Origin of the sequence: Frischella sp. Ac48 (assembly GCF_019641635.1) — a bacterium.
Lineage (GTDB): Bacteria > Pseudomonadota > Gammaproteobacteria > Enterobacterales > Orbaceae > Frischella > Frischella japonica.
In genome coordinates this window covers 118,217-142,729 of the sequence record NZ_JAETXP010000016.1, presented here as the reverse complement: position 1 = coordinate 142,729, position 24,513 = coordinate 118,217, and the positions used below count along the sequence as shown (strand labels likewise).

The window sequence follows — 24,513 nt, the reverse complement described above, 5'->3', positions numbered from 1 at the left end:
TAAGTTACGTTTTTTCCGGCTTTAATTACTTTCATTATTACATCAAAAAATTTTCCACAAAATGATAAGACAAAAAAATTTATTATTTGTTCCCAAGCAATTTTGTAATATTCATCGTAACTTATGAGGTTCTTAGCCAAAAATAAAAATATAGAATAGTCAGTACTATCCTTTAAATTTAATTAGTATAACTAACGTTAATATTTAGTAATCCCAAAACGAATAAAAAAGAAAAATATTATTCGATAAATGCAACTTATAATTTCTACGGTTAATTTCCCACATTTTGGCCAATAATAATTGAGCAAATAAGTACTAATTAAACTGATTATAATTCCAAAGATAATATCAAATGGCCAATGTATACCTAGATAAATCCGTGACCAGCCTATCAACAAAGCAATAATCAACGTTATTAAACAAGCTATTTTCTGTTGCGGATGATGTTTAATATTAAAAAATAGAGTAAAGGTAATAGCGAATATAAAAGTGGTATGTTTGCTAGGAAAAGAATTTCCCTCTGCATGAAATAAAAAATTAGTGCCTGTGGCTAAACTAAAGGGACGAGGGATAACAATCATAAGTCGTAATACTGTGGTCAAACTCAAGCTAACTAATATAACAAGTAAGATTTTAGCAATGATTTCGCGTGAAATTGGTCGCCTTAGCCACAGATAGATAATAGTTAATATAGGTAAATAAATGAGATAGTTAGCACATAAAATAGCAAATGTAATCATAAAATGAGGCGCATCTGCTGCAGCATTGATCATCATAAATAGGCGGTAATTTAAGTCACTTAACATAGGTTATTCAAGTTATGATGTCTATTAATATGTTGCTTGATTTTAATAAGCTAATCTTAAAAAAACCTTAAGGGAGCATTGCTGATAAGAAAATAAAATGATTTGAGCTTAATTAGCTTTTCATGTCCAGCTGATGAATTGGGTAAGATTATATCTATCAAGGATGTAATAAGTATTAACTTATTAAAAATGACAGCCAAACTTATTTATTATCTGACTGTCATGGCGATTATATTATATGGTTAATTAACCTAAGATTTTCTCTAATTCGTGGGTAACTTTTTCAACTGGTTGTGTGCCATCTATGCGGAAATATTCAGTATTACCTGCTTTTTTCTCATTTTGATAATAATTAATTAACGGTTTAGTTAATTGATGATATTCGACTAAACGTTTTTTTACGATATCTTCATGATCATCCTTACGAATTGTAAGGGGTTCTCCAGTGATATCATCAATACCTTCATTTTTCGGTGGGTTATATTTCACGTGATAAACACGTCCAGATGTTTGATGAATACGTCGTCCACTCATACGATCGACGATAACTTCATCAGGTACATCAAATTCTAATACATAATCAACCTTAATCCCTGACGCCTTCATGGCATCAGCTTGTGGTACGGTACGTGGAAATCCATCAAGTAAAAAACCATTTTTACAATCTGGTTGGCTAATACGTTCTTTTACTAGTGCGATGACTAAATCATCGGTAACTAATTGACCCTTATCCATAAGTTCTTTAGCTTGCAAGCCTAACGATGTTTGTGCTTTGACCGCTGCGCGTAACATATCACCTGTCGAAATTTGTGGTATACCATATTTTTGCATAATAAACTGAGCTTGAGTTCCTTTTCCCGCTCCTGGTGCACCTAATAGAATGATTCGCATTATACAATAACCTCTTTTATTTATAATTTATTCACCCAAAACAGGGCGATAATGAAATTTAACTTTGCTAGTGGATACCAATCCATCATTTTGACAAATATAATTGATTGCTCCGCAACCCTTAATTTGTTGTAGAAATGCTGAACATACTGGGCAAAGGTATTGCTCATCGTAATTTTGATGGCAATGTTCACAATAACAAATTTTAGGGCTAGTCCGTTTCATTGGTTGATGGCACACCGGACAAACCCCTTCAATATTAGATAAATTCTGTTCGTTGTTCATAAAATTTTAACGGCGTCCTTTAACATGCTTTAATAAACGTCGGCGCTTACGTTGTTGTGATGCAGTTAAGCTATTTTTTCGACCCTCAAATGGATTGGCACCTTCTTTAAATTGAATACGGATAGGCGACCCCATGATTTTTAGAGAACGTCTGAAATAGTTCATCAAATAACGTTTATAAGAATCAGGTAGATCGGTGACTTGATTACCATGGATAACCACAATTGGTGGGTTATAACCTCCAGCATGGGCATATTTTAACTTAACACGTCGGCCTTGAACCAAAGGCGGTTGATGATCATCTTGCGCCATCTGCATAATTTTAGTTAATAAGGCAGTATTAACGCGACGCGTAGCGCAATCATATGCTTCTTGTATAGAATCAAATAAATTACCTACACCACTACCATGTAATGCCGAAATAAAATGTAACCGGGCAAAATCAATGAAATCTAATCGATCATCCAACGTCGATTTGATTTGTTCTTTGACATCCATTGATAAGCCATCCCATTTATTGACAGCAATCACTAGCGAACGTCCGCTATTAATAATAAAGCCAAGTAAAGAAAGGTCTTGATCGGAAATACCCTCTCTGGCATCAATCACCAAAATCACAACGTTAGCATCTTCGATCGCTTGTAGGGTTTTTATAACAGAAAATTTTTCTACCGTTTCATTAATTTTACCGCGTTTACGAACACCGGCGGTATCAATTATGATGTATTCACGCTCATCACGAGTCATCGGTATGTAAATACTATCGCGTGTGGTGCCGGGCATATCATATACAATCACGCGTTCTTCACCCAAAATTCGATTAGTGAGTGTTGACTTACCTACATTTGGTCGACCAACAATAGCTACTTTTATTGGTTGATTAATTAATGCTTGAGTATCATCTAATATTGAATCATCATAAGATTCAGGTAAAGCACTTGTATCATCGTCGCTATTATCTTCTACGATGGTGTCTGCAAAATGAAAAATGGGTTCTAAGACTGTTTCAATCAATGAAGTTACACCGCGTCCATGGCTGGCCGCAATTGGGTAAACTGAACCTAGCCCTAATTCATAAAATTCGTTTGTCACAACATCAGCATCAAGTCCATCCGTTTTATTCACCACTAGGAAATTTGGTTTTGAGCGACTACGTAAGTGATTGGCAATTGCATGATCAGCTGGCATTACGCCGGCTCTGGCATCAACCATAAATAAAACAATATCAGCTTCTTCGATTGCCTGTAAGGATTGATCTGCCATAAAGCTTTCAATGCCTTCTTCTGAGCCATCAATTCCACCCGTATCAATAACAATATACTCGTGACCTTTAATTTCAGCACGACCATACTTACGATCGCGAGTTAATCCTGGGAAATCGGCCACCAAAGCATCTCGGGTTTTGGTCAAACGATTAAATAGTGTTGATTTGCCGACATTCGGCCGACCAACTAATGCAATGACAGGTATCATGTCAATTCTCTTATTAATGGCGCCAATTCTATCGTTAAATCGATAAAAATTGACGGTAAATTCAGTTCTATACTAATAAAGTTTAGTGAGCACTCTCTATTACAACCGCAGGTAACTTAGCTTCTGCTGATAATGAAAAATGCGCTTAAACTAATATTATTTAATATTAATATTGTTCTAACGATTTAAACAATAATTAAACTAAAATACTTATTAACTTAATAACCAAACCTTTATTGTTGTAATTTCTAAAATATTAGGTCGTAAAAACGACCTAATAATATCATTGATTTTATTTTAAGTGTGTTAACTATCAATCAAAAAATATACTATTCTCCATTATTTTAGGCCATATGCATAAATATCGCCATTTTTGGCCTGAATAATTAAATCATTATCAACAACTAACGGTTTGGAGAGTAAGCCACTACTATTCACTTGAGTTTTTGCCGTAATATTACCTGTATTACTATCAATGAGATAGAGATAACCTTCATAATCACCGACAACAATATAATCATGATAAATAACCGGGTCAGTTAACTGACGATGTAATAAATCAGATAGTTTCCAAACAACCGTACCATCATTTTTTGTTAAAGCATAAATATTATCATTTTGATCAACGGCAAACAGATGGTTTTGATTCATGACTAAACTATGGTAAGAACCGATAGGTTTTTTCCAAATAATTTGTCCATCGCTTAAATCTAATGCGACAATATTGCCATTATAGCCTACAGAATAAACTAAACCTTGTTCAATAACTGGTGAAGAATCGACATCATTTAGTTTTGCAATTTCCGTAGAACCTTTTGGCTGTGAAATACGTTGTTGCCATATTAATTGCCCATCTTTAGCAAAGTAAGCACTTACATGACCACTATTATCGCCCGTTACAATGGCACCATAAGCCAGCGTCGGTGTTGATTGCCCACGTAATGTTAGTGTTGGCACTTCAGTAGTAATTTCCCATAATTCATTGCCACTATCACGATTGAAACACTGAATGTAACCATTTGAGGTTGAAACAATAAGATTATCATTAACCAAAATCGGTTTAGCTAAGATTTCGCCTTTGGCCTCTTTTTGCCACATGATCATACCAGTGTATTTTTCTAAAACATAAAGTGTTGCACGCTCACTACCTACATAAACATATTTCTCATCTACCGTAACACCACCGGACAATAAAGCGGATTGACTACTAAATAATGAGCTCGTTGAAACATCAATATTCCATAGGGTATTACCAGTAGTTAAATCAATAGCTTTAATTTGTCCTTTACGACTAGCTGCGTAAACCACATTAAGATAGGCATCAGGCGATAATAATGAATAGATTTTTGTATCGCCTGATAAGTCATTATGCCAAAGCTGATGAAGTGGAAATGCGGTATCAATAACTGGAGAAGGTGCCACTTCAACGGTATCTTGTTCTCCTCCAAATAGTGAACAACCAGAGGTCACCGATGCAATCGAAATGACGATAGCACTTACCAAAAAATATTTACGCAAATTCATATTATTTTCCTATGGCAATGTTAAATTTCATTTATCATAATTTAACATTCAGTATAAATTTAATGTCATGATTTTGATGATAAAAGCCAATAATAGCAAATTTAAACCTTGATCAGATTAATTCTAACCAATCAAATATTACTTTTAAACATCGCAAACATTTATATTAAAAATTGAAATATCTCATCAATAATAAAGCTACTTTATTATTCTGCTTTAGATTGTTGAGCAGCCTTCTCTTGTTCAATATTCTGTATATCACGCAAAATTTCAGCGTTATTGCGTTTCATTTTTATATATTCAGCTAGTTTTTCAGGAACAGAACTTGCTAGCGCTGCATCATAAGCATTAAATGCGTCTTGATATTTTTCAAGTTTAATAAAAATGTCGCCCCGAATATCATTAACAGCCCCTGACCATTTTGGACTCTTTATTTGATTTAAAGTAGCCAAACTATCTTGATATTTGTCCAACTGATATTGTAATTTAGCAATTCGGATATTGATAATGGCTAATATCAATTCGGAGTTTGTATAGCTACGCGCATTAATCAGTAATGATTCAGCACCAGCATAATCTTTTAGTGTTTCAACATAGAACTGTGCCGCTTTCAAATCCGCAAAAATACCATAGATATTATCGTTTTCATTAGCAAATGCGACTAACTCATCAATTGATTTAGGATCTGCTGGGTCTACTTTATTAATTAAAGATTCATACTTCTCAGATGCGATAGCAAGTTGTTCGGTCTTATATGATTGCCAATAATACCAACCTGCTACACTGATTAAAATGATAATAACAATAGGAACAATAATTTTCCATGTTCTATTAAAAAAATAAATGATTGTGTTTAACTGTTCTTCTGTATCAGAATGACTCACATTATTCTCCTCAATCCATAATGTTCATACAATATTCGGCAACACTGTTTTGGGCAACATCAAATTGTTCACCACTTTGTAAATTTTTAATGATCACTTTGTTAGCTGAAATTTCATTTTCACCAATTATGATCGCGATCTTAGCACCATGTTTATCTGCTTTGCTGAATTGCTTTTTGAAATTGCTGGTACCATAGTTTGTCATAATACGCTTATCTGGCATCACATCATGTAATTGCTCAGCTAATTGTTGGGCGACCGCTAGGGTTTTATCTCCTGATGATATCATATAAATATCAATGTTATTATTACTTTTCAATTCAGGATTAACGCTTTGAATCAGTAAGATTAATCTTTCTGCACCGATGGCGAAGCCAACTGCTGGAGTCGATTTTCCGCCAAGTTGTGACACCAAGCTATCATAACGCCCTCCACCACAAACGGTACCTTGAGCCCCTAAACTGCTTGTTACCCATTCAAATACAGTACGATTATAATAATCTAGACCTCTTACAAGACGTTGATTAATATTATATTTAATACCATTATCGTCGAGTAATTTGCATAAACCTTCAAAATGTTCATATGATGGCGCATCTAAATATTCGAATAATTTAGGCGCTTCATTTAATAATTCTTGAATATCGGCATTTTTTGAATCTAAAATCCGTAATGGATTGGTATATAAACGACGTTTACAGTCTTCATCAAGCCGATCTTGATGCTGTTCTAAATAACTGACTAATGCTTGTTTATAATTGGCGCGCGATTCTAATGAACCAATACTGTTAAGTTCTAACGTGGTATGTTCAGCAATTCCTAATGCTTTCCATAATCGTGCGGTCAATAAAATTAATTCTGCATCGATATCGGGTCCAGTAAGACCAAAGACTTCGACACCGAATTGGTGAAATTGACGGTAACGTCCTTTTTGTGGACGTTCATGCCGGAAAGCAGGACCAAAGTACCATAAACGCTGTTCTTGATTATATAATAACCCATGCTCAATTCCAGCTCGAACACAACCTGCTGTTAGTTCAGGTCTTAGGGTTATACTCTCATTTTCATTGCGATCATTGAAGGTGTACATCTCTTTTTCAACGATATCGGTAACTTCACCAACAGCGCGTTTGAATAATGCGGTATCTTCAACGATTGGAGTACGAATTTCATTATAGCCATAGCTATTAAAAACACGTTTCACTGTTTCTTCAACTTGTTGCCAGAGCATGCAATCAGTTGGAAGTAAATCGTTCATACCACGAATAGCTTGTATCTTTTTTTCTGCCATTTTGTTCACTATTTTAATTTAAGTTCGTTACAATTCTTTAGTTTCGATTCGGTTTTTTAAAAGCATTGCTTTTGCACGAATTTTAGTTTCCAATTCTTCGATCATTTTATCATTCTCAATACGATCTATGCGAATACCGTCTTCATAAAAACCACTTTTATTATGTCCACCAGCTACACCTAAGGTTGAGGCTAAGGCTTCACCAGGACCATTTACTACGCAGCCGATAATTGAAACATCCATCGGTGTAATAATATCTTCTAAACGTTTTTCTAATTCATTAACAGTATTGATGACATCAAACTCTTGCCGTGAGCAGGTTGGACAGGCGATAAAATTAATTCCGCGCGCACGGATGCGTAATGATTTTAAAATATCAAAACCTACTTTTACTTCTTCCGTTGGATCGGCAGCTAATGATACTCGTAAGGTGTCACCGATGCCTTCCGACAATAACATACCCAAGCCAATTGCCGATTTAATTGAGCCACTTCTTGCTCCACCGGCTTCAGTAATACCTAGATGAAGTGGTTGCTTGATCTGCTTTGCCAATAAACGATAGGCATCAACCGCATTAAAAACATCGGATGCTTTAACACTGACCTTAAATTGATCAAAGTTAAGACGATCAAGAATATCTACATGGCGCATAGCTGATTCGACAATTGCCTGCGGTGTCGGTTCGCCGTATTTTTCCTGAATATCTTTTTCCAACGAACCTGAGTTTACACCAATGCGAATCGGAATATTCTTATCTCTGGCACAATCAACGACAGCACGAATTCGGTTTTCATTCCCAATATTACCAGGGTTAATCCGCAAACAATCAACACCATATTCAGCAACTTTCAAGGCTATTCGATAGTCAAAATGAATATCGGCAATCAATGGTACTTTTGCTTGCTGTTTGATGAATTTGAATGCTTCCGCTGCATCCATCGTCGGAATTGAGACCCGTATAATATCCACGCCAACGCGTTCTAATGCTTTGATTTGAGCAACTGTACTTTCTACATTGGTTGTCCGAGTATTGGTCATTGATTGTACCGCAATTGGTGCACCATTACCAATCGGCACATTTCCGACATTAATTCTTGTAGATTGCCGTCGCTTAATCGGGGAATCTTTGTGACCCATAAGTTAGCCTAAACTGAACATAAAATAAATTGGCTAATCTTAACAAGATTTCTTAAAAATGTCTGTAAATGAAAACGAAAAATATCAGTATTATCTAAAGTTTTTACATTCAAATTTTTTCACAATGGTCGTCACTGATTTTATTCCTGATTATACGATCTTTATCAATACTGATTAAGTTTTCTATATAAATAGCAAAATTCGAAGGAATAATTCAGTAAGTGCAAAAAAATATTCCCTTAATTAAATATTAGTTGTTGATTCTGATGTGGCAGTATAGTGGTTAACTTCAACTAAATTTTGGTTATTATCTTTCCAAACAGAAAACCAAGTTATGCCTAACGCAAATAAAATAATTACGATCGTCATGAAGAAAAGAATGTTACCTAAACGTTTCTGCTGCGGTTTTTGTGAATAATTTTTCATTTTTCGCTTAGGTCTTTGCTTTGATTTCATTTTTAAGAATGGTAAATACTCTTCTGGAGGTAATCCAACGATTTCAGCATAGGATTTAATATAGCTCTTGAAAAAAACATCAGGAATATAGAGAGTGTCATCATTTTCAATATCTTGAATGATAGCAGAATGGATATAAATTTTAGCAGCAATATCCGTTTGAGATAAATTTAATTCTTTTCGCAGAATGGATAATTTATTACCTAATGAAACATCTTGTTCATGGTTAGCGATATTTTCTTCGCTCATGAGCACCTCACAAAAGAAAAAGTATGGCATTGTCGATATTTCTATTATGATCTATGCTTATTCAAGCACAAAACCACTGATAGATTTAACATTTTATCACTGAATCAGTTTTTTGTACTAGCTACTATCATTGTTTTGTTGTTTGATTTTGGCGATTATTCTCAGAATGAGTATAATTTCAATGTTAGTGATAACAAAACTGTAAGCAATCACAGTACAACCAATCTATCTGCTAATATTCCGATCAATATTATTAATACACAAGTTAATGTATTAAAACGGCTCTATTATTAATTTAGCTATGATGGACGGATCATAGACTTTCCCTACCTGACGCGCAAATAACGCAACGCTATCATTAGCTGTATGCTCAAATATTTATTGCATCAAGAGGGGAAATATTTTCTTAATTCATTGTAATATAAGATTACATTTAGTTCCAAATTAATAGGCAATAATATTTTTTACCACGCCGTAATAATGTATAACGACCAAATAAACGATCGGCTTCGCTAAATTTATATTCGGCTACAGACTGCTTTTCTCCGTTGATTGAAATTGCATTAGATTCAATCATCGTTCTGGCTTGACCACGCGATGGTGCCAAGCCCGCATTAACTAATGCTTGTTGTAAATCGGCATCGGCTGTTAACGTAACAGTTGGCATACCATCTTGTTCAAGTTGAGCAAAATCGTCTTGAGATAATGATTTGAGTGAGCCAGAGAATAAACTTTCAGTAATACGTTTGGCTGCGATCAAACCGGATTCGCCATGAACTAATTTAGTGACTTCTTCGGCCAAGACATACTGGGCGCGGGGCGCAACGCCACTATTTTTATCTTCTTCTTCCAATGCATCAATGGCTTCCAGAGGCATAAAAGTGAAGAATTTAAGGAAACGATACACATCAGCATCCGCCGTATTGATCCAGAATTGGTAGAATTTATAAGGGCTGGTTTTTTTCGGATCTAACCAAACCGCACCACTTTCAGTCTTACCAAATTTTGTTCCGTCAGATTTAGTAATTAAAGGAACCGTTAATCCGTATACTTGTTGTTGGTTAAGGCGACGCGTTAAATCAATACCCGCAGTAATATTACCCCATTGATCAGAACCGCCTATTTGTAATATGACTTTATGCTGTTTATTTAAGCTTGCAAAGTCATATGATTGCAACAAACTATAAGAAAATTCGGTAAAAGAAATACCTTGATCTTCACGATCAATGCGTTGTTTAACCGATTCTTTAGCAATCATTTGATTAACGGAAAAGAATTTACCAACATCTCGCAGAAACGTTAGCACATTCATACCACCAAACCAGTCATAGTTATTGGCAACAATTGCAGCATTATCGCGACAGTTAAAGTCTAAGAATGGTGAAACTTGTTGCTTAATTTTATCTGCCCATTCTTGAACCGTATCTTGGGTATTGAGTTTGCGTTCAACTGCCTTAAAACTTGGATCGCCGATTAGTCCTGTTGCCCCACCTACTAATGCGACAGGTTTATGGCCGGCTAATTGAAAACGTTTTAAACACAGTAATGGTACTAAATGACCTAAATGCAGACTATCGGCAGTGGGATCAAAACCACAATACAAGGCAATTGGACCTTGCATCACTTGTTCGGTTAGCGCCGTTTCATCGGTAACTTGCGCGATTAGACCTCTTTCCTGAAGTTGTTTGATCACATTTATTGCCATAATATTACCTTGTATTTTGTATCCTATTTTCAGTTAAATGTTTATTTTACATTCATCATTTTTCGCGATGAGTATAACGCATTCTTGTAATATTGTCTTTTGTTGTCACATTTTTCTTTTATATGCATACCCGGCTTATTTTACCAACTAATTAATTAGTTATAAGCCGCATTCATTCTTTATTATGATAAAGTTTACTAGCCGTTTCAAAATGTGCTATTACATCTGCAGCTGGCTGTTTATCGAGTAAACTAACGAAGACAATTGTGATGGAAGCAAACACAAAGCCAGGAATCAATGAATAAAGATTGAACCATTCAAATTGAATCCACAACAGTACGGTGAGCGCACCGATCAACATCCCAGCTAAAGCACCGTTGCGGGTCATTCGTTTCCAAAAGACCGAGAAAATAATTAATGGTCCAAAGGCAGCGCCAAAACCAGCCCAAGCGTGACTCACCAGATTCAATACACTATTATTGGGATCGAGTGCCAATAAAATAGCGATGATTGCCACCAATAACACCATAAAACGCCCAATCCAGACTAATTCTTTTTGTTTTGCTTTTGGACGGATAAAAGCACGATATAAATCTTCAGTAATAGCACTAGAACAGACTAATAATTGACAACTAAGAGTACTCATAACTGCCGCTAAAATTGCAGCAAGTAGTACACCAGCCATCCACGGGTTAAACAGTAATTTGGAAAGCTCAATAAAAATACGCTCATGATTATCATTGCTTACTAAATAAGCATACTCAGGATGAGCAGAAAAATAGGCAATACCGAAAAATCCGACGGTGATTGCACCGACTAAACACAATACCATCCAGGTCATACTAATACGACGAGCATTCTTCATTACTTCGTGAGAATCGGCTGCCATAAAACGCGCTAAAATATGCGGTTGGCCAAAATAACCCAATCCCCAACCTAATAATGAAATAATAGTTATGATATCCATACCGGAAAATAGATTTAAATATTGTGGATTTAAATTTGCGATTGATGTGATTGTGTCACCAAAACTACCACACGAAATAATCACCATAATTGGAGTTAGAATTAAGGCAAACATCATCAAGCTGGCTTGCACTGTATCGGTCCAACTAACGGCTAAAAACCCCCCCACAAAAGTGTAAGCAATCGTTGCCCCCGCTCCAGCTAACATAGCCCAACCATAACTGAGACCAAAAGTACTTTGGAACAGTTTGGCACCAGCAACCACGCCCGAGGCACAATAAATAGTAAAGAAAACCAAAATAATAATCGCTGATATTAGACGTAGTAATGAACTTTTATCATTAAAACGACGTGCAAAATAATCAGGTAACGTTAAAGAATTATGATTCACTTCGGTAAAAACGCGTAAGCGCCCGGCAATCAATAACCAATTAAAATAAGCACCGATGATTAGACCAATGGCTATCCAACTTTGTGAAATACCGAACAGGAACACCGCACCGGGTAAGCCCATTAATAGCCAACCACTCATATCGGAGGCTCCGGCAGATAATGCTGTGACAAAACTGCCAATTTTACGACCACCTAATACATAATCGCCAAAATTTTTAGTGGCATAAAAGGCAAATAGTCCGATTGCAATCATTCCTACTATATAGATAGCAAACGTGACAATCATAGGTAAAGACATCATGAGTTTATTCCAAAAAAATAGTTAGCTCGCAAGCTTATCATAAAATTATCTAAAGCCCAAAAAACAACGAATATGGTCAAGTAATTTATTGGTTAATCATAATATTAGGGGCAATTTTATAATTTAGATTCACGATTGAACTATAAACCTTATATCAAGCGATGGTGAAATGCTGGTTACTTTTAAATAAACGGTGGGATGAACTCAATATAAAAAGGGGAATAGTCATAATCAATATTCAAGTAGTGTTAGCAACGTATTGAGCGAAAAATCAGCCACTAACTGATGATCGTAAATCTTGATTGATGATGTGTTAAACAAACGCACTAATTTAACAAGTCGATAAATTTAAATGATAAAATATAAAAAAAGGGGCTAAAGTATAGCCCCAAATTTTAGTGAAGGTATTTAATCATACAAAATCACTACGTTCACTTTTGACGATTTATTATTGTAATAAAGACAATACAGATTGTGGTACTTGGTTAGCTTGGGCTAACACAGAAGTACCAGCTTGTTGAAGAATTTGACCACGCGTCATATTTGATACTTCGGTTGCATAGTCAGCGTCTTCAATTCGGCTACGTGCAGAACTTAAGTTATTAACGGTATTGTTGATGTTATTAACCGTTGATTCGAAACGATTTTGTACCGCACCAAGCTCACCACGTAATGAATCAATTTTAGAAAGCGCTGCGTCAAGCGTTTTTAATGGATCAGCAGTAGGTGTGTCTGATACGTTGAAACCAGCTAGGCCTAATTCAGTACTATCAATTTTTTTCAAATTGATTTCAATGGTTTCGCCATCATTTGCTCCCACTTGGATTTTTAAAGATTTATCTTGGGAAAGAACTTTAGAACCATTGAAATCAGTTTGTTTAGAAACACGATCGATTTCGTCTAAGCGTTGATCAATTTCGTTTTGAATTGATTCAAGATCGCTTTGTGAGTTAGTACCATTAGCTGCTTGAACCGTTAATTCACGGATACGTTGTACGTTATTATTGATTTCGTTTAATGCACCTTCCGTCGTTTGGGCAATGGAAATACCATCATTTGCGTTACGTGCAGCCTGAGTAAGACCTTTAATATTTGAAGAAAAACGGTTTGCAATCGCTTGACCAGCAGCATCATCTTTTGCACTATTGATACGCATACCAGAAGAAAGACGTTCAATTGCTGTTCCTAACACGCTTTGTGAATTGTTCAGGTTGTTTTTTGCCACCAAAGACATGGTATTGGTATTAATTACTTGTGCCATATTTATATCCTCTTAAATTGTTAAAATATTCAGCTTATTATTTGTGTATCATTAATTTTGCTGACAGTTAAGTTATCGGTAGGCATTTTTGAAACTTTAATTTTTTTTAAAAATTTATTCGGAATTTTAAGATAAATTTATTTGATAAATTACATTTAATTAATAAAATTAATTGGTTATGTTTTTTCAGATTGTGTTTTATAACAGCATGTCGCTTTAAAACTTACTCTTTACTGGCTAGTAATCGGTGCGAAGATTTAGCAATTATGTTTTAGAATATAATAACTGATAGGATAAATCGCCTGATCGACCATTGTTAAACCATCGTGGATTAAAAAATGTGGTAAAAACGCATAGCCACGACTGGTCTTTATTAACTGCAATAAATTATTCAATGAGTTTACAGTAATCAAGTGCATTGTAGCGTCACATTGTTCTAGGGTTAATGCTCTCAATGGGCAATTTACATCATCATTAACAAATATTGGTAAGTCAGTAATGTCTTTAACGGTTGGACTTTTTAAACAACAAACCGGTAAATGATGTTTTTCGAACAATTGATAATCTTTATGAGTAATCTTGGTAAAGCTGATCACATAATCATAATCGTCCTGTTGAATAAGCTGATTCATTTCATCGGTTCTTTTGATGGTGAATTGATGCGTGTCCAAAGAAAATTGCTGCTTCTCAATTACAATATATCTAAATAATAATTCAGATATAAGTACTTTAGTTTGATGATTAATTAATGAAGCTTTTAAATCGCTAAATTGCTTTAATACTGTGGTAGCAAATACAAAGAATTGTTTGGCTGCAGGCGTTGGCGTTACGCCATCATATCCACGAACAAATAGCACCGTTTTTAATGTATATTCCATCTTTTTCAAGTGAGCGGTGATATTCGATTGACTTGAACCTAAAATTTTTGCTGTTTTATTTAATGAATTGGTCTCATAAATTGTTTTAAAAATTAAAAGCTCTTTAAAGTCCATTTAACTTAGTTGTTATCACATTTAATGATAACCTCATCTTAAATGAGAATTATTCATTAGTCAATTTAATCACTATACTTAAACTCCAACTAATTTAGGAGAAAAAATATGCCAGCAATGCAATATAAAATCAACTTACCGTCCGACTATGATATGAATATTATTAAAAAACGCATTAAAGATAATGGTCATAAAACTGATCGCTTTCCAGATCTTCTTTTCAAAGCCTACTTAATCACGGAAAAAGCAAATGGTAGTTTGACTAATAGTTATTGCCCACTTTATATCTGGCAAAAATCGACAAGTATGAACCACTTTATTTTTGATGGTTTTTTCGACAATATTCTTGATTCTTTTGGCTGGCAAACCATTAATATTGGTATTCCGTTACAAGTGGAGTTAACTGATGAATTTTCCCAAAGCCAATTTGTTTTAGAGGAATATCACGATATTGTGCCTCAGTCTAATTTAAAAAACTTTGTTTTTCAAACGACTGAATATCAGGATCAATTAGCTCGAGTCGTTATATATAATCCCGATAAATGGCAATATGTGAATTTTACCTTTTTTAAAAATAAACCACTAGTTACGGATAGAACCATTTATTCATTGCTGCATTTGTCATTGGGGTAAATCATCAAGCTATTTAAAAAGAGTAAAAAAATCCTAAACTTTTGCATGAAGCTGCCGATAAATCAATAAGCAAAATTTTGTCATGGGATGAGTTAGTTATGTCAATGAGTATATTAGGGATTGGTTCTGGTATCGATTTAAATGAAGTTTTAAGTCAGTTAGAAGCAGCCGAAAAGACCCGTTTAACACCAATTAAAACACAGCAAAAAGCAATTAATGCCAAAATCAGTGCCTTTGGTAAATTGAAAAGTGCACTGACAACGTTTAATTCAGCGACGGAAAAATTACAAAAAGCGGATCTTTTTCAGAGTCGCCAGATAACGGGTAGTGACAATTATTTTACCGCAAAAGCCAATAGTAAAGCTGCTTTAGGTAATTACAGCGTGAAAATTGATCAACTTGCTACGGCTAATTCGGTAGCATCAACCGCGATCAACGATAAAACGACACTACTTGGTAACGCTGACGAATCCCGAACTATTACCATTGAACAAGCTAATGGTGAAAAACTCGAAATTACTCTAGGTAAAGATGAAACATCTTTAGAAGCTATTGCTAATGCTATCAACAACGGTAAAGTAAATGATGGCAATAGTGGCACAGGTTCATCCAGCATGAATGCAGCCATTGTACAATCGGGGTCAGGTAGTTATCAATTAGTGATCACATCGAAAGAAACCGGTGAACAAAATGCGATTACAGCTATCTCATCAACCGATGAAACATTAAATGGTTTAATCCGTTTCGATAGTCAAAATGCTCAAACCAGTGCAATGAGCGAAGTTACTCAAGCAAAAGATGCCAAGTTTAGTTTAAATGGTATTGCGGTCACGAGCGCCAGTAATACCGTTAAAGATGTGGTAACCGGCGTTGATATTACTTTAAAGGCAGTAACCGAAACAGAACAAAACTTAGCCATCGAAGCGGATAATTCACAAGCGCAAGCTGCTATCAAAGAGTGGGTTGATGCGTATAATCAATTGCAATCTACTATGTCATCTTTAACCCAATTCACAGCGAATGATGCCAATTCTGCTGAATTAAATAGTAGCAATGGTCCATTAGTGGGGGATGCAACTTTACGTAATATTGATCAAAGTATTCGTTCAATTTTCTCGAAAGGTCAAGAAGGAGAAATCAGTGTATTGGCTCAAATTGGTATTAATATGGACAGTCATGGCACACTAACCATCAAAGAAAATGAACTCACCCAAGCTCTAAATAATCAAAGTGAAGCGGTGGCCGCATTGTTTGTAGGTGATGGCAAAACGACAGGTATCGCAAATGAAGTCTTTGCTAAAGTTAGCGGTTTTATTGACAGTGAAGGCACCATCGACACGGTAACTGATGGACTTAATAGCACCTTAAAATCATTGGAAAAACGTTACGATCAAGTTAATCAATCAATTGATCAAACGCTTGATCGTTATCGTACCCAATTTACTCAACTAGATGTATTAATTAGTTCGTTAGATAGTATGAGTAATTATTTAACCACCCAATTTGAAATGATGAAAAATCTGAAATAGGAGTGATTCGATGTATCAAGCCGGTTCAAAGGCTTATCAGCAAGTCAGTTTAGAAACCAGTGTTAATCAAGCTTCACCACATCAACTAATTGTGTTGTTGTTTGATGGTGCTCTTAACGCAATTAAATTGGCTAAATTATATTTAGAAAAAGGCAATATTGCTGGCAAAGGTGCGGCAATATCAAAAGCAATTAATATTATTGATAATGGTTTAAAAAGCTGTTTAGATATGGAAAAAGGTGGTGAAATTGCTGCTAATCTTGATAATCTTTATCATTATATCAGCCATCAATTAGTTTTAGCTAATTTACATAATGACTTAGAAAAATTGGTCAGTAGTTATGAACTACTTGATAATATTGCTCAATCTTGGCGTGAAATTGCTTAAATAACAGGAATGGAGATGAGTTTAACCGTATTAAAACAGTATCAGCAACTACAACAACTGATGCAAAATATGTCAACAGCAATACAGGATGACAATTGGTCAGCATTATCACGATTACAAAGCCAGTATATTGAGCTGGCTCAACATTTATCTTCACTTGATATGCTTACAATTATTAATACATTGGATTCACAGCAACAAATTAATTTAACTGCATGTTTTAATGAAACATTGTGTCAACAACAGCAATTAACCCAGCTAATGCGTGAGCAGTACAATAAAATTGGTCAATTAATTGGTAAAACGATCAATCAGCGAGGTCATATTCATAGCTATCAACAAGTTGCTTTATTATTTTAACCGTATGATCGCTCAGGAAAGCCTGAAGAAATAAAATTATGCGGGTTATTCGTTGCGCCGAGGCAAATCGGTTAAACATTCATATTCATGATTTCTTGATATGCCGCAACGAGTTTATTGCGCACCTGAATGCCAAATTGTAAAGAAACTACTGATTTTTGCATATCCACCATAACTTCATTTAAAGAGACACCTGATTCACCCATCTCAAACGCTTTAGCTTGGTTATGGGCATTAATCTGATTTTGACTTATGGCATCTAATGCTGAGGTTAATTCCGTTAGAAAACTGCCCTCAACGCTGGTTTGCGTTAATTTTGTGGTGTCGAGCGATTCGCTTACTTTAGTCAATGCAACATGATGATTGGTTGCGAAGGCATTGATTGTCATAAATATTCTCTTCTGGTCGGTTACGAAACTAATTTATCACAGTTAAATAGGCTTAATGCTGCTAACTAAGGCAAAAAAAATGTGCTTTTTTAGCTATTGATTTCCTCAAATGCTCAGATAATACAGGATGAAATTAGTCTAATGAGATCAGAATCAGGATAAATATGAATACCCAAACGGTAGGCAATAAAGGTGATCAGACAAATAATGCCTTATCCTTTATCACTAAATTGAAACAAAATCCTAAAATGCTACTGCTAATTAGTGGTGTTGTTATCATAGCCATTATCATGATGGCATTATTATGGCTAAAGGAAGAAAAATACGGTGTTTTATTCAGCAATATCAATGATAAAGATGGTGGTGAAATTGTTGGTCAACTAGAAAAAATGAATATCCCGTATCGGTTTTCATCGGGTGGTAGTACGATTCTTATTCCTGATAATAGAGTTTACGATACTCGTTTACGTTTAGCGCAACAGGGGTTACCCAAAGGTGGGGCAATTGGTTTTGAATTGCTCGATAAAGAACGGTTTGGTATGAGCCAATTTACTGAACAGATTAATTATCAGCGTGCACTGGAAGGTGAGTTATCCCGTACAATTGCTACGATTAACAGCATCGAAACCGCTAGAGTTCATCTGGCAATGCCTAAGTCGTCATTATTTGTACGTGAACGTAAACAACCATCAGCTTCTGTTACGCTAACTTTACACTCAGGAAGAACCTTATCCCAAGGTCAAATTGATGCTATTGTTCATTTGATTGCCAGTAGTGTGCCTGAAATGGTGGAAGATAAAGTCACCATCATTGATCAGCATGGTCATTTATTAACCGGCGAGCAACTACGTAATATAACATTAAATGCATCACAAATTGATTTTGCTGAACGAATTGAAAAACGGATTGGTGAGCGAATTGTTAAAATTGTAAGTTCTGTGGTTGGCAAAAATAATGTCAATGTTCAAGTCACAGCCGATATTGATTTTAGTCGACAAGAATCCACAATGGAAACTTATGATCCGAATAGTGATATTGCGCATCAAACAATTCGTAGTAAGCATCAAGTGGAAAACCGTCAATCGGGTAGTGAAAAAGGTGTCGGAGGGGTACCAGGTGCATTATCGAATCAACCGGTACCTACGCCAGGTGCTCCCATTGATGATGAACAAGATAAGACACTATCAGCCGAAACGGCAGAGAATCATAAATATAGTCAACAATTAAATAATACGCTCAATTTTGAAGTAAATCGTCATGTAGTGCATAGCCAAATCCCTGAAGGCAGAATCAAACGGTTATCAGTCGCTGTATTAGTCAATTATCAAGCGGTAGAAAAGGTATCAGAACCGAAAGAAGATGAAGAACTAGAGGAGTCAGATGAATCCGAGAAACCGTCACTGACCATAGAATATGAACAACTTGATGATGAAGTATTAAAAAATATTGAAGCATTAGCACGTCAAGCTATGGGGTATTCGCAGGCAAGAGGGGATACGTTAACAGTTGCTAACCTAAAATTTAATGATCAACCAGCAATAACTGATGAAACCATCGCTTTTTGGCAAACACCGGCCTTTTTTGAATTGATGAAAATGTTGTTGCAATATGGAATTTGGATACTAATGGGATGGTTAGCGTGGCGTAAAGTGCTTAGACCAATTTGGTCAAAATGGCAAAAACATATATTACCTAGTCAAGAAAGTAATAGTGATGTGGTAGATAGTTCAGAAGAGGAAAGTCATTTTAAAGCATACAGTAAGCAACAACAGAAAATTTTTGAAGATAGTATGCAACAACAACAGTATATCCGTGAAATGGTAAGCAAAGATCCTCGCGTATTAGCACTCATTATTCGCGGTTGGATGAATAAGGAGGGTGGTAATAAATGATACTTAGCGAATCACAAAAAGCCGCAACAATTTTAATGACTTTAGGTGAGGATTTAGCGGCAAAAGTACTTAGTTATTTAACACCAAAAGAAGTCCAACTGATTAGTAGCTCTATGGTCGCTATGCCGCAAATGTCGCAAGATCAACTGAAAATGGTGTTAGATGAATGTCAAAAAACGATAGAAGAGTGTGCAATTTTAAATATTAATACCAATGAATATTTGCGCAATATTTTAGAAAAATCGATTGGCAGTGAAAAAGCTAACCGTTTATTAGATGAATTATTAGCGACCAATAATGAACTGACATCAAATGGATTAGATATGCTCAATTATGTTGATGCAAACACTGCGGTCGATCTTGTTAAAAAAGAACATCCACAAATCATAGCAACGATTTTAGTGCATTTAAACCGTGATTTAGCAGCAGAAATTTTAAACCTATTTGATGATCAATTACGTAATGATGTCATGCTACGTATCGCGACTTTTGGTGGCGTAGAGCCTTCAGCATTACAAGTGCTTTCAGAATCGTTATCAACCTTATTACATGGTCAAAATATCAAACTCAATAATATGGGTGGTATCAGTACCGCAGCCGAAATCATCAACTTAATGAAGAGTCAACAAGAAGAGATGGTGATTAATGCATTACGTGAATACGATAATGATTTAGCACAAAAAATTATTGATGAAATGTTCTTGTTTGAAAATCTGGTGGAAGTGGATGACCGAAGTATTCAGCGTCTACTCAAAGATGTAGATAATGAAACACTTATCATTGCATTAAAAGGTGCTTCGAGTGTATTACGCGAGAAATTCTTAAACAATATGTCACAACGTGCTGCAGCTATTTTGCGAGAAGATTTGGAAAACCGACCGCCTGTCCGTATGTCACAAGTAGAAACTGAACAGAAAAATATTTTGGTTATTGCACGTCGGTTAGCGGAAAGCGGTGAAATGATTTTAAGTCGAGGAGATGATGAATATGTATAATCAAGCAAATTCCCCGCTTTGGCAACCATTAAGTTTTCAAGATTTTTCTGCCACGGTAAATTCAGCAGTATCAATAATAGCGGAAAACGATAGCGCGTTAATCAATCCAGACCAAGTTCCTACAACTGAAGGTCAAGTTGAAATTGCAATACATCCGAGTGATTTTGAGTTGGAACAATTAAAAGCTGCCATATCGGCGCAAGCTTATCAAGAAGGGCATGCTTTAGGTCAACAAGAAGGCTTTAATGTTGGACAACAATCAGGTTACGATGAGGGTTATCAAATTGGATTAAAACAAGGTCTGCTTCAAGCTGAACAACAGATCAATGAAGAGAAAATGAAATTGGTTCAGTCAATGGCAAGTTTACTGGCTAATTTTCAATTGGCTTTAAATGGACTTGATGATTTGATTATTCCCAAATTAACTGATTTGGCTTTAGTTGCTGCACAAAAAATGGTCGGTGAGTTACCTAAAACAAAGTATAAACAGTTATCCTTAACCATTAAATCATTAATTCAGCAATTTCCACTATTGGTAGATCCGATTCAATTGCATGTTAATCCAGAGGATATTGCTTGCGTTGAAACAATTCTAAGTAAAGAGCTAAATCATTACCACTGGCAATTAGTTGTAGATCCATTAATTGAACCAGGGGGATGTAAACTCATAACGGATAAAAATGAAGTTGATGCCACGTTAACCAGCAAATGGCAAACGATTACAGATGCTGTGAATAGGGAAAACACTTAAGGTGAGCTATATATCCCGTTGGACTGTTAAAATTGATCAATCAATCTGCCGATTACAATCTACGTCATTAATGCGAAATTATGGCCGATTGGTGAAGGCATCAGGACTTGTATTAGAGGCAACCGGATTAACATTACCACTGGGCGCAAGTTGCTTTGTGGAACGGCAGAGCCTACATAATATTGAAGCGGTAGAATGTGAGGTGGTTGGTTTTAATGCTAAAAATCTTTATCTTATGCCATTTGATGCCACAGATGGGATTTTATCAGGAGCTCGAGTTTATACCAATTACCATGAACAACAGCAAGGTAACCAAAAACTATTACCTGTTGGGATGGCGCTATTGGGGCGCGTAGTGGATGCTACCGGTAAACCTTTAGACGGTAAACCACTTCCCGAGCAGATAAAATATCAAGGTTTAACCAATAAAACACTTAATCCTTTACAACGAACGCCCATTCATCAGGTATTAGATGTTGGTGTTAGAGCAATTAATGCACTATTGACAGTTGGACAAGGGCAACGAATGGGGCTATTTGCTGGTTCGGGTGTCGGTAAAAGTGTCTTATTGGGTATGATGGCACGTTATACACAGGCAGATATTATTGTTGTGGGTTTAATTGGTGAACGTGGGCGTGAAGTTAAAGACTTTATTGAAAATATTCTAGGGGAGCAAGGGCTCGCTCGAGCTGTGGTAGTGGCAGCACCTGCTGACGTTTCACCTTTATTACGTTTACAAGGGGCGGCTTACGCTACCAAAATTGCCGAGGATTTCCGTGAACAAGGTTTTAATGTCTTATTAATTATGGATTCTTTGACACGTTATGCTATGGCACAACGAGAAATTGCTCTTGCTATCGGTGAACCGCCGGCAACCAAAGGTTATCCTCCATCAGTATTTGCCAAATTACCTGCCTTAGTTGAGCGAGCTGGTAATGATGCGCGAGGTAAAGGGTCTATTACTGCTTTTTATACTGTGCTAACCGAAGGTGATGATCAACAAGATCCGATTGCCGATTCTGCGCGTGCAATATTAGATGGGCATATTGTATTATCGCGAACACTTGCACAATCGGGTCATTATCCAGCAATTGATATTGAAGCATCTATTAGCCGAGTGATGACCGACCTGACCGCACCTGAAGATGAGCAAAAAGCCCGTTTATTTAAGCAACTATTTTCAAGTTATCAACGTAATCGCGATTTGATTAATGTTGGGGCGTATGCTGCTGGCAGTGACCCGCTATTAGATCAAGCCATTAAACTTTTCCCAACTCTGCAACAATTTTTACAACAAGGAATTCATGAACATTGTAGTTATCACGATGCTTATCAGCAACTTGCCCAAATTGTAGCACCGGTTTTAACTGATCAGAGGTAAAGCAAGATGGATTATTCGCGTACTCATAGCGCTTTTTTAACGCTACAGGAATTAGCCCAAAAATCGGTGGATGATGCCGTCATTAAGTTAAAAAAAGCTGATGATAAATATCACAATGCTCAGCAGCAATTAAATGAGTTAAGAGATTATTATTTAGAATATCAACAACGCTTGCACTATTCATTAACCAAGGGCCTTAAAAGCGGTGATTTAACCAATTTACATGCTTTTATTGGTACATTAGAAAAATCAATATCACTTCAGCAACAGCAATTATTGTCATTAAGTATTAAACAGAAGCAAGCTACCCAGCATTTATTTCAATGCCAAAAAAAATTGAATGGTTATAAAACGTTACTCGAAAAGAAACACCTGATTTTGCTTGAGCAACAAAATCGTTTACAACAAAAATTAACCGATGAATTTGCACAGCAACAATCAGTTAGGAGAACAATGTATGAATCTTAATTCGATGACATCTATTCCGAATATATCAACTAAGCAAACCGATAGTCATGTAAATGTGACGCATTCGAATGACGAAGGGATATTTCAACAATTAATGCAACAAAATGGAGATACGTGGTTAATCTCGCAAAATCAAATCGTTCCAGAGGATGCACATCAGGAACAGGCTCAATGTATAGAGCATGAACAGCAAGCAGCTGAACAGGCTATATTGTGTCAAGTTATCATGATCTTGCCTTCTGTTCAGGATAAGCCAGACTTAGATTCATTGACTGAGATAGGTGGAACAAAAAATAAACATTCCGAATCATTAACCGATGTCATTATTGATAGAGTGAATGATGATAGGAAAGACTCAGATAGGCAACAAAAAAAATTACTCATTAATGAAAAATTATCATCATTAATGGAAACTTTGAGTGTTAAGCCAACACAAACCGATCTTCAACAATATCGGTTAACGGCACAATCTGTATCGGGCAATGAAATTACCAAAACATTTATTTATCATAATCATCAGCAAGTTATCCATCATAGCCCAGTCATTGCAACTTCAGTAACCAATCTGAACATGGCTGATATGCCATCAAATCATTTTTTATTGGATGGGATCATGCCCCATGTTCAAGCGGCGGCACAAGCTGTCACTAATAATCCGTTACCGACGGTGAATTTACCGATTAGCATTGAGCATCCTCAATGGCCTACGGCACTTTCACAGCAAATTATCCTGTTCAAACAACAAAATATTGAACAAGCTGAATTACGCTTGGATCCTGCTGAATTAGGGTCATTAAAGATTAAATTGAGTATGCATAATGGTAAGATGCAATTACAGATGGCTGCCGCCGTGAGCGTCGTAAAAGAAGTATTAGCATCAGCATTACCTTATTTAAGGACGTCTTTAGCAGAACAAGGTATTGAATTACAGCAAACCGAAGTAACCGACTTTACCGCAACAGCAGATAACGATTCATCATCGCCATTTCAGCAGCATACTCAGTCATCTTCACCACAAAAAATGACTCAATCCATGATAGAAGACCCAATGAATGAGGCGCATCAACGGCAAACTAATTGTCATTCGGGACTCAGTGTGTTTGCGTAAATAGA

General features: G+C 35.9%; 24 protein-coding genes. 10 read left to right on the top strand and 14 right to left on the bottom strand.

Annotation, left to right across the window (positions count from 1 at the left end; all coding sequences use genetic code 11):
* Positions 1-197: 197 nt before the first annotated feature.
* The 13 genes from JMI89_RS10950 to JMI89_RS10890 form a co-directional block, all read right to left on the bottom strand.
* Positions 198-806, bottom strand: coding sequence for a phosphatase PAP2 family protein (locus tag JMI89_RS10950; protein WP_220680070.1), 609 nt, complete (start codon positions 804-806; stop codon positions 198-200).
* A gap of 246 nt (positions 807-1,052) precedes the next feature.
* Complete coding sequence (adk, locus tag JMI89_RS10945) at positions 1,053-1,697, bottom strand: adenylate kinase (RefSeq protein ID WP_187756132.1); 645 nt, start codon at positions 1,695-1,697, stop codon at positions 1,053-1,055.
* A 27-nt stretch (positions 1,698-1,724) separates the two neighbouring features.
* Positions 1,725-1,982, bottom strand: a complete 258-nt coding sequence (locus JMI89_RS10940) for a zinc-ribbon domain-containing protein (RefSeq protein ID WP_187756131.1) — start codon at positions 1,980-1,982, stop codon at positions 1,725-1,727.
* A 6-nt stretch (positions 1,983-1,988) separates the two neighbouring features.
* Positions 1,989-3,455: a ribosome biogenesis GTPase Der gene (gene der / locus JMI89_RS10935; RefSeq protein WP_187756130.1), complete on the bottom strand. Its 1,467-nt coding sequence runs from the start codon at positions 3,453-3,455 to the stop codon at positions 1,989-1,991.
* A 339-nt stretch (positions 3,456-3,794) separates the two neighbouring features.
* Positions 3,795-4,979, bottom strand: a complete 1,185-nt coding sequence (gene bamB, locus JMI89_RS10930) for an outer membrane protein assembly factor BamB (RefSeq protein ID WP_220680069.1) — start codon at positions 4,977-4,979, stop codon at positions 3,795-3,797.
* Between the two features lie 206 nt (positions 4,980-5,185).
* Positions 5,186-5,863, bottom strand: coding sequence for a tetratricopeptide repeat protein (locus JMI89_RS10925; protein ID WP_220680068.1), 678 nt, complete (start codon positions 5,861-5,863; stop codon positions 5,186-5,188).
* A gap of 10 nt (positions 5,864-5,873) precedes the next feature.
* Entirely contained in the window at positions 5,874-7,154 is a 1,281-nt protein-coding gene (gene hisS, locus JMI89_RS10920; RefSeq protein ID WP_220680067.1) for a histidine--tRNA ligase, read from the bottom strand.
* Positions 7,155-7,181: 27 nt separating this feature from the next.
* On the bottom strand, positions 7,182-8,291 hold the full coding sequence (ispG, locus tag JMI89_RS10915; RefSeq protein ID WP_187756126.1) for a flavodoxin-dependent (E)-4-hydroxy-3-methylbut-2-enyl-diphosphate synthase: 1,110 nt from the start codon (positions 8,289-8,291) through the stop codon (positions 7,182-7,184).
* Positions 8,292-8,534: 243 nt separating this feature from the next.
* Entirely contained in the window at positions 8,535-8,996 is a 462-nt protein-coding gene (locus JMI89_RS10910) for a helix-turn-helix domain-containing protein (RefSeq protein WP_187756125.1), read from the bottom strand.
* Between the two features lie 433 nt (positions 8,997-9,429).
* Positions 9,430-10,701: a tyrosine--tRNA ligase gene (tyrS, locus tag JMI89_RS10905; protein ID WP_255562896.1), complete on the bottom strand. Its 1,272-nt coding sequence runs from the start codon at positions 10,699-10,701 to the stop codon at positions 9,430-9,432.
* Positions 10,702-10,873: 172 nt separating this feature from the next.
* Positions 10,874-12,361, bottom strand: coding sequence for a sodium/proline symporter PutP (gene putP / locus JMI89_RS10900; protein ID WP_246415121.1), 1,488 nt, complete (start codon positions 12,359-12,361; stop codon positions 10,874-10,876).
* Positions 12,362-12,809: 448 nt separating this feature from the next.
* Complete coding sequence (locus JMI89_RS10895; protein WP_187756124.1) at positions 12,810-13,622, bottom strand: flagellin; 813 nt, start codon at positions 13,620-13,622, stop codon at positions 12,810-12,812.
* A gap of 257 nt (positions 13,623-13,879) precedes the next feature.
* The gene (locus JMI89_RS10890; RefSeq protein ID WP_220680066.1) at positions 13,880-14,614 is read right to left on the bottom strand and encodes a LysR family transcriptional regulator; all 735 of its coding nucleotides are present in this window, start codon (positions 14,612-14,614) and stop codon (positions 13,880-13,882) included.
* 108 nt (positions 14,615-14,722) lie between these two features.
* On the opposite strand from JMI89_RS10890, the gene JMI89_RS10885 reads away from it, so the two are divergent.
* The 4 genes from JMI89_RS10885 to fliT all read left to right on the top strand — a co-directional run bounded on the left by JMI89_RS10885 (position 14,723) and on the right by fliT (position 17,524).
* A complete protein-coding gene (locus JMI89_RS10885) occupies positions 14,723-15,247 on the top strand; it encodes a DUF4865 family protein (RefSeq protein ID WP_187756122.1) in 525 nt (174 codons plus the stop codon).
* A gap of 98 nt (positions 15,248-15,345) precedes the next feature.
* Positions 15,346-16,776, top strand: a complete 1,431-nt coding sequence (gene fliD / locus JMI89_RS10880; protein ID WP_220680065.1) for a flagellar filament capping protein FliD — start codon at positions 15,346-15,348, stop codon at positions 16,774-16,776.
* 10 nt (positions 16,777-16,786) lie between these two features.
* On the top strand, positions 16,787-17,164 hold the full coding sequence (fliS, locus tag JMI89_RS10875; protein ID WP_187756120.1) for a flagellar export chaperone FliS: 378 nt from the start codon (positions 16,787-16,789) through the stop codon (positions 17,162-17,164).
* 15 nt (positions 17,165-17,179) lie between these two features.
* Complete coding sequence (fliT, locus tag JMI89_RS10870) at positions 17,180-17,524, top strand: flagellar protein FliT (protein ID WP_187756119.1); 345 nt, start codon at positions 17,180-17,182, stop codon at positions 17,522-17,524.
* Between the two features lie 71 nt (positions 17,525-17,595).
* On the opposite strand, the gene fliE is transcribed toward fliT, so the two are convergent.
* On the bottom strand, positions 17,596-17,913 hold the full coding sequence (gene fliE / locus JMI89_RS10865) for a flagellar hook-basal body complex protein FliE (RefSeq protein ID WP_187756118.1): 318 nt from the start codon (positions 17,911-17,913) through the stop codon (positions 17,596-17,598).
* A 164-nt stretch (positions 17,914-18,077) separates the two neighbouring features.
* On the opposite strand from fliE, the gene fliF reads away from it, so the two are divergent.
* Genes fliF through JMI89_RS10835 form a run of 6 tightly spaced genes read left to right on the top strand, consistent with a single transcriptional unit; the run spans position 18,078 to position 24,508 of the window.
* The gene (fliF, locus tag JMI89_RS10860) at positions 18,078-19,805 is read left to right on the top strand and encodes a flagellar basal-body MS-ring/collar protein FliF (RefSeq protein ID WP_220680064.1); all 1,728 of its coding nucleotides are present in this window, start codon (positions 18,078-18,080) and stop codon (positions 19,803-19,805) included.
* Positions 19,802-20,800 (top strand): flagellar motor switch protein FliG, encoded by a 999-nt coding sequence (gene fliG, locus JMI89_RS10855; RefSeq protein ID WP_187756116.1) that lies wholly within the window; start codon positions 19,802-19,804, stop codon positions 20,798-20,800. The genes fliF and fliG overlap by 4 nt, the downstream gene beginning before the upstream one ends.
* On the top strand, positions 20,793-21,551 hold the full coding sequence (locus JMI89_RS10850; protein ID WP_187756115.1) for a flagellar assembly protein FliH: 759 nt from the start codon (positions 20,793-20,795) through the stop codon (positions 21,549-21,551). Before fliG ends, JMI89_RS10850 begins: the two co-directional genes overlap by 8 nt.
* A 1-nt stretch (position 21,552) precedes the next feature.
* A complete protein-coding gene (gene fliI, locus JMI89_RS10845; protein WP_370633743.1) occupies positions 21,553-22,932 on the top strand; it encodes a flagellar protein export ATPase FliI in 1,380 nt (459 codons plus the stop codon).
* A 6-nt stretch (positions 22,933-22,938) separates the two neighbouring features.
* On the top strand, positions 22,939-23,400 hold the full coding sequence (gene fliJ, locus JMI89_RS10840) for a flagellar export protein FliJ (protein WP_220680063.1): 462 nt from the start codon (positions 22,939-22,941) through the stop codon (positions 23,398-23,400).
* Positions 23,390-24,508 (top strand): flagellar hook-length control protein FliK, encoded by a 1,119-nt coding sequence (locus tag JMI89_RS10835; RefSeq protein WP_220680062.1) that lies wholly within the window; start codon positions 23,390-23,392, stop codon positions 24,506-24,508. The genes fliJ and JMI89_RS10835 overlap by 11 nt, the downstream gene beginning before the upstream one ends.
* Positions 24,509-24,513 lie beyond the last annotated feature (5 nt).

Bases quoted from the DNA above. Each gene is read 5' to 3' on its own strand.
- JMI89_RS10950 (WP_220680070.1), bottom strand. From the start codon at position 806: ATGTTAAGTGACTTAAATTACCGCCTATTTATGATGATCAATGCTGCA.
- adk (WP_187756132.1), bottom strand. From the start codon at position 1,697: ATGCGAATCATTCTATTAGGTGCACCAGGAGCGGGAAAAGGAACTCAA.
- JMI89_RS10940 (WP_187756131.1), bottom strand. From the start codon at position 1,982: ATGAACAACGAACAGAATTTATCTAATATTGAAGGGGTTTGTCCGGTG.
- der (WP_187756130.1), bottom strand. From the start codon at position 3,455: ATGATACCTGTCATTGCATTAGTTGGTCGGCCGAATGTCGGCAAATCA.
- bamB (WP_220680069.1), bottom strand. From the start codon at position 4,979: ATGAATTTGCGTAAATATTTTTTGGTAAGTGCTATCGTCATTTCGATT.
- hisS (WP_220680067.1), bottom strand. From the start codon at position 7,154: ATGGCAGAAAAAAAGATACAAGCTATTCGTGGTATGAACGATTTACTT.
- ispG (WP_187756126.1), bottom strand. From the start codon at position 8,291: ATGGGTCACAAAGATTCCCCGATTAAGCGACGGCAATCTACAAGAATT.
- JMI89_RS10910 (WP_187756125.1), bottom strand. From the start codon at position 8,996: ATGAGCGAAGAAAATATCGCTAACCATGAACAAGATGTTTCATTAGGT.
- tyrS (WP_255562896.1), bottom strand. From the start codon at position 10,701: ATGGCAATAAATGTGATCAAACAACTTCAGGAAAGAGGTCTAATCGCG.
- putP (WP_246415121.1), bottom strand. From the start codon at position 12,361: ATGATGTCTTTACCTATGATTGTCACGTTTGCTATCTATATAGTAGGA.
- JMI89_RS10895 (WP_187756124.1), bottom strand. From the start codon at position 13,622: ATGGCACAAGTAATTAATACCAATACCATGTCTTTGGTGGCAAAAAAC.
- JMI89_RS10890 (WP_220680066.1), bottom strand. From the start codon at position 14,614: ATGGACTTTAAAGAGCTTTTAATTTTTAAAACAATTTATGAGACCAAT.
- JMI89_RS10885 (WP_187756122.1), top strand. From the start codon at position 14,723: ATGCCAGCAATGCAATATAAAATCAACTTACCGTCCGACTATGATATG.
- fliD (WP_220680065.1), top strand. From the start codon at position 15,346: ATGTCAATGAGTATATTAGGGATTGGTTCTGGTATCGATTTAAATGAA.
- fliS (WP_187756120.1), top strand. From the start codon at position 16,787: ATGTATCAAGCCGGTTCAAAGGCTTATCAGCAAGTCAGTTTAGAAACC.
- fliT (WP_187756119.1), top strand. From the start codon at position 17,180: ATGAGTTTAACCGTATTAAAACAGTATCAGCAACTACAACAACTGATG.
- fliE (WP_187756118.1), bottom strand. From the start codon at position 17,913: ATGACAATCAATGCCTTCGCAACCAATCATCATGTTGCATTGACTAAA.
- fliF (WP_220680064.1), top strand. From the start codon at position 18,078: ATGAATACCCAAACGGTAGGCAATAAAGGTGATCAGACAAATAATGCC.
- fliG (WP_187756116.1), top strand. From the start codon at position 19,802: ATGATACTTAGCGAATCACAAAAAGCCGCAACAATTTTAATGACTTTA.
- JMI89_RS10850 (WP_187756115.1), top strand. From the start codon at position 20,793: ATGTATAATCAAGCAAATTCCCCGCTTTGGCAACCATTAAGTTTTCAA.
- fliJ (WP_220680063.1), top strand. From the start codon at position 22,939: ATGGATTATTCGCGTACTCATAGCGCTTTTTTAACGCTACAGGAATTA.
- JMI89_RS10835 (WP_220680062.1), top strand. From the start codon at position 23,390: ATGAATCTTAATTCGATGACATCTATTCCGAATATATCAACTAAGCAA.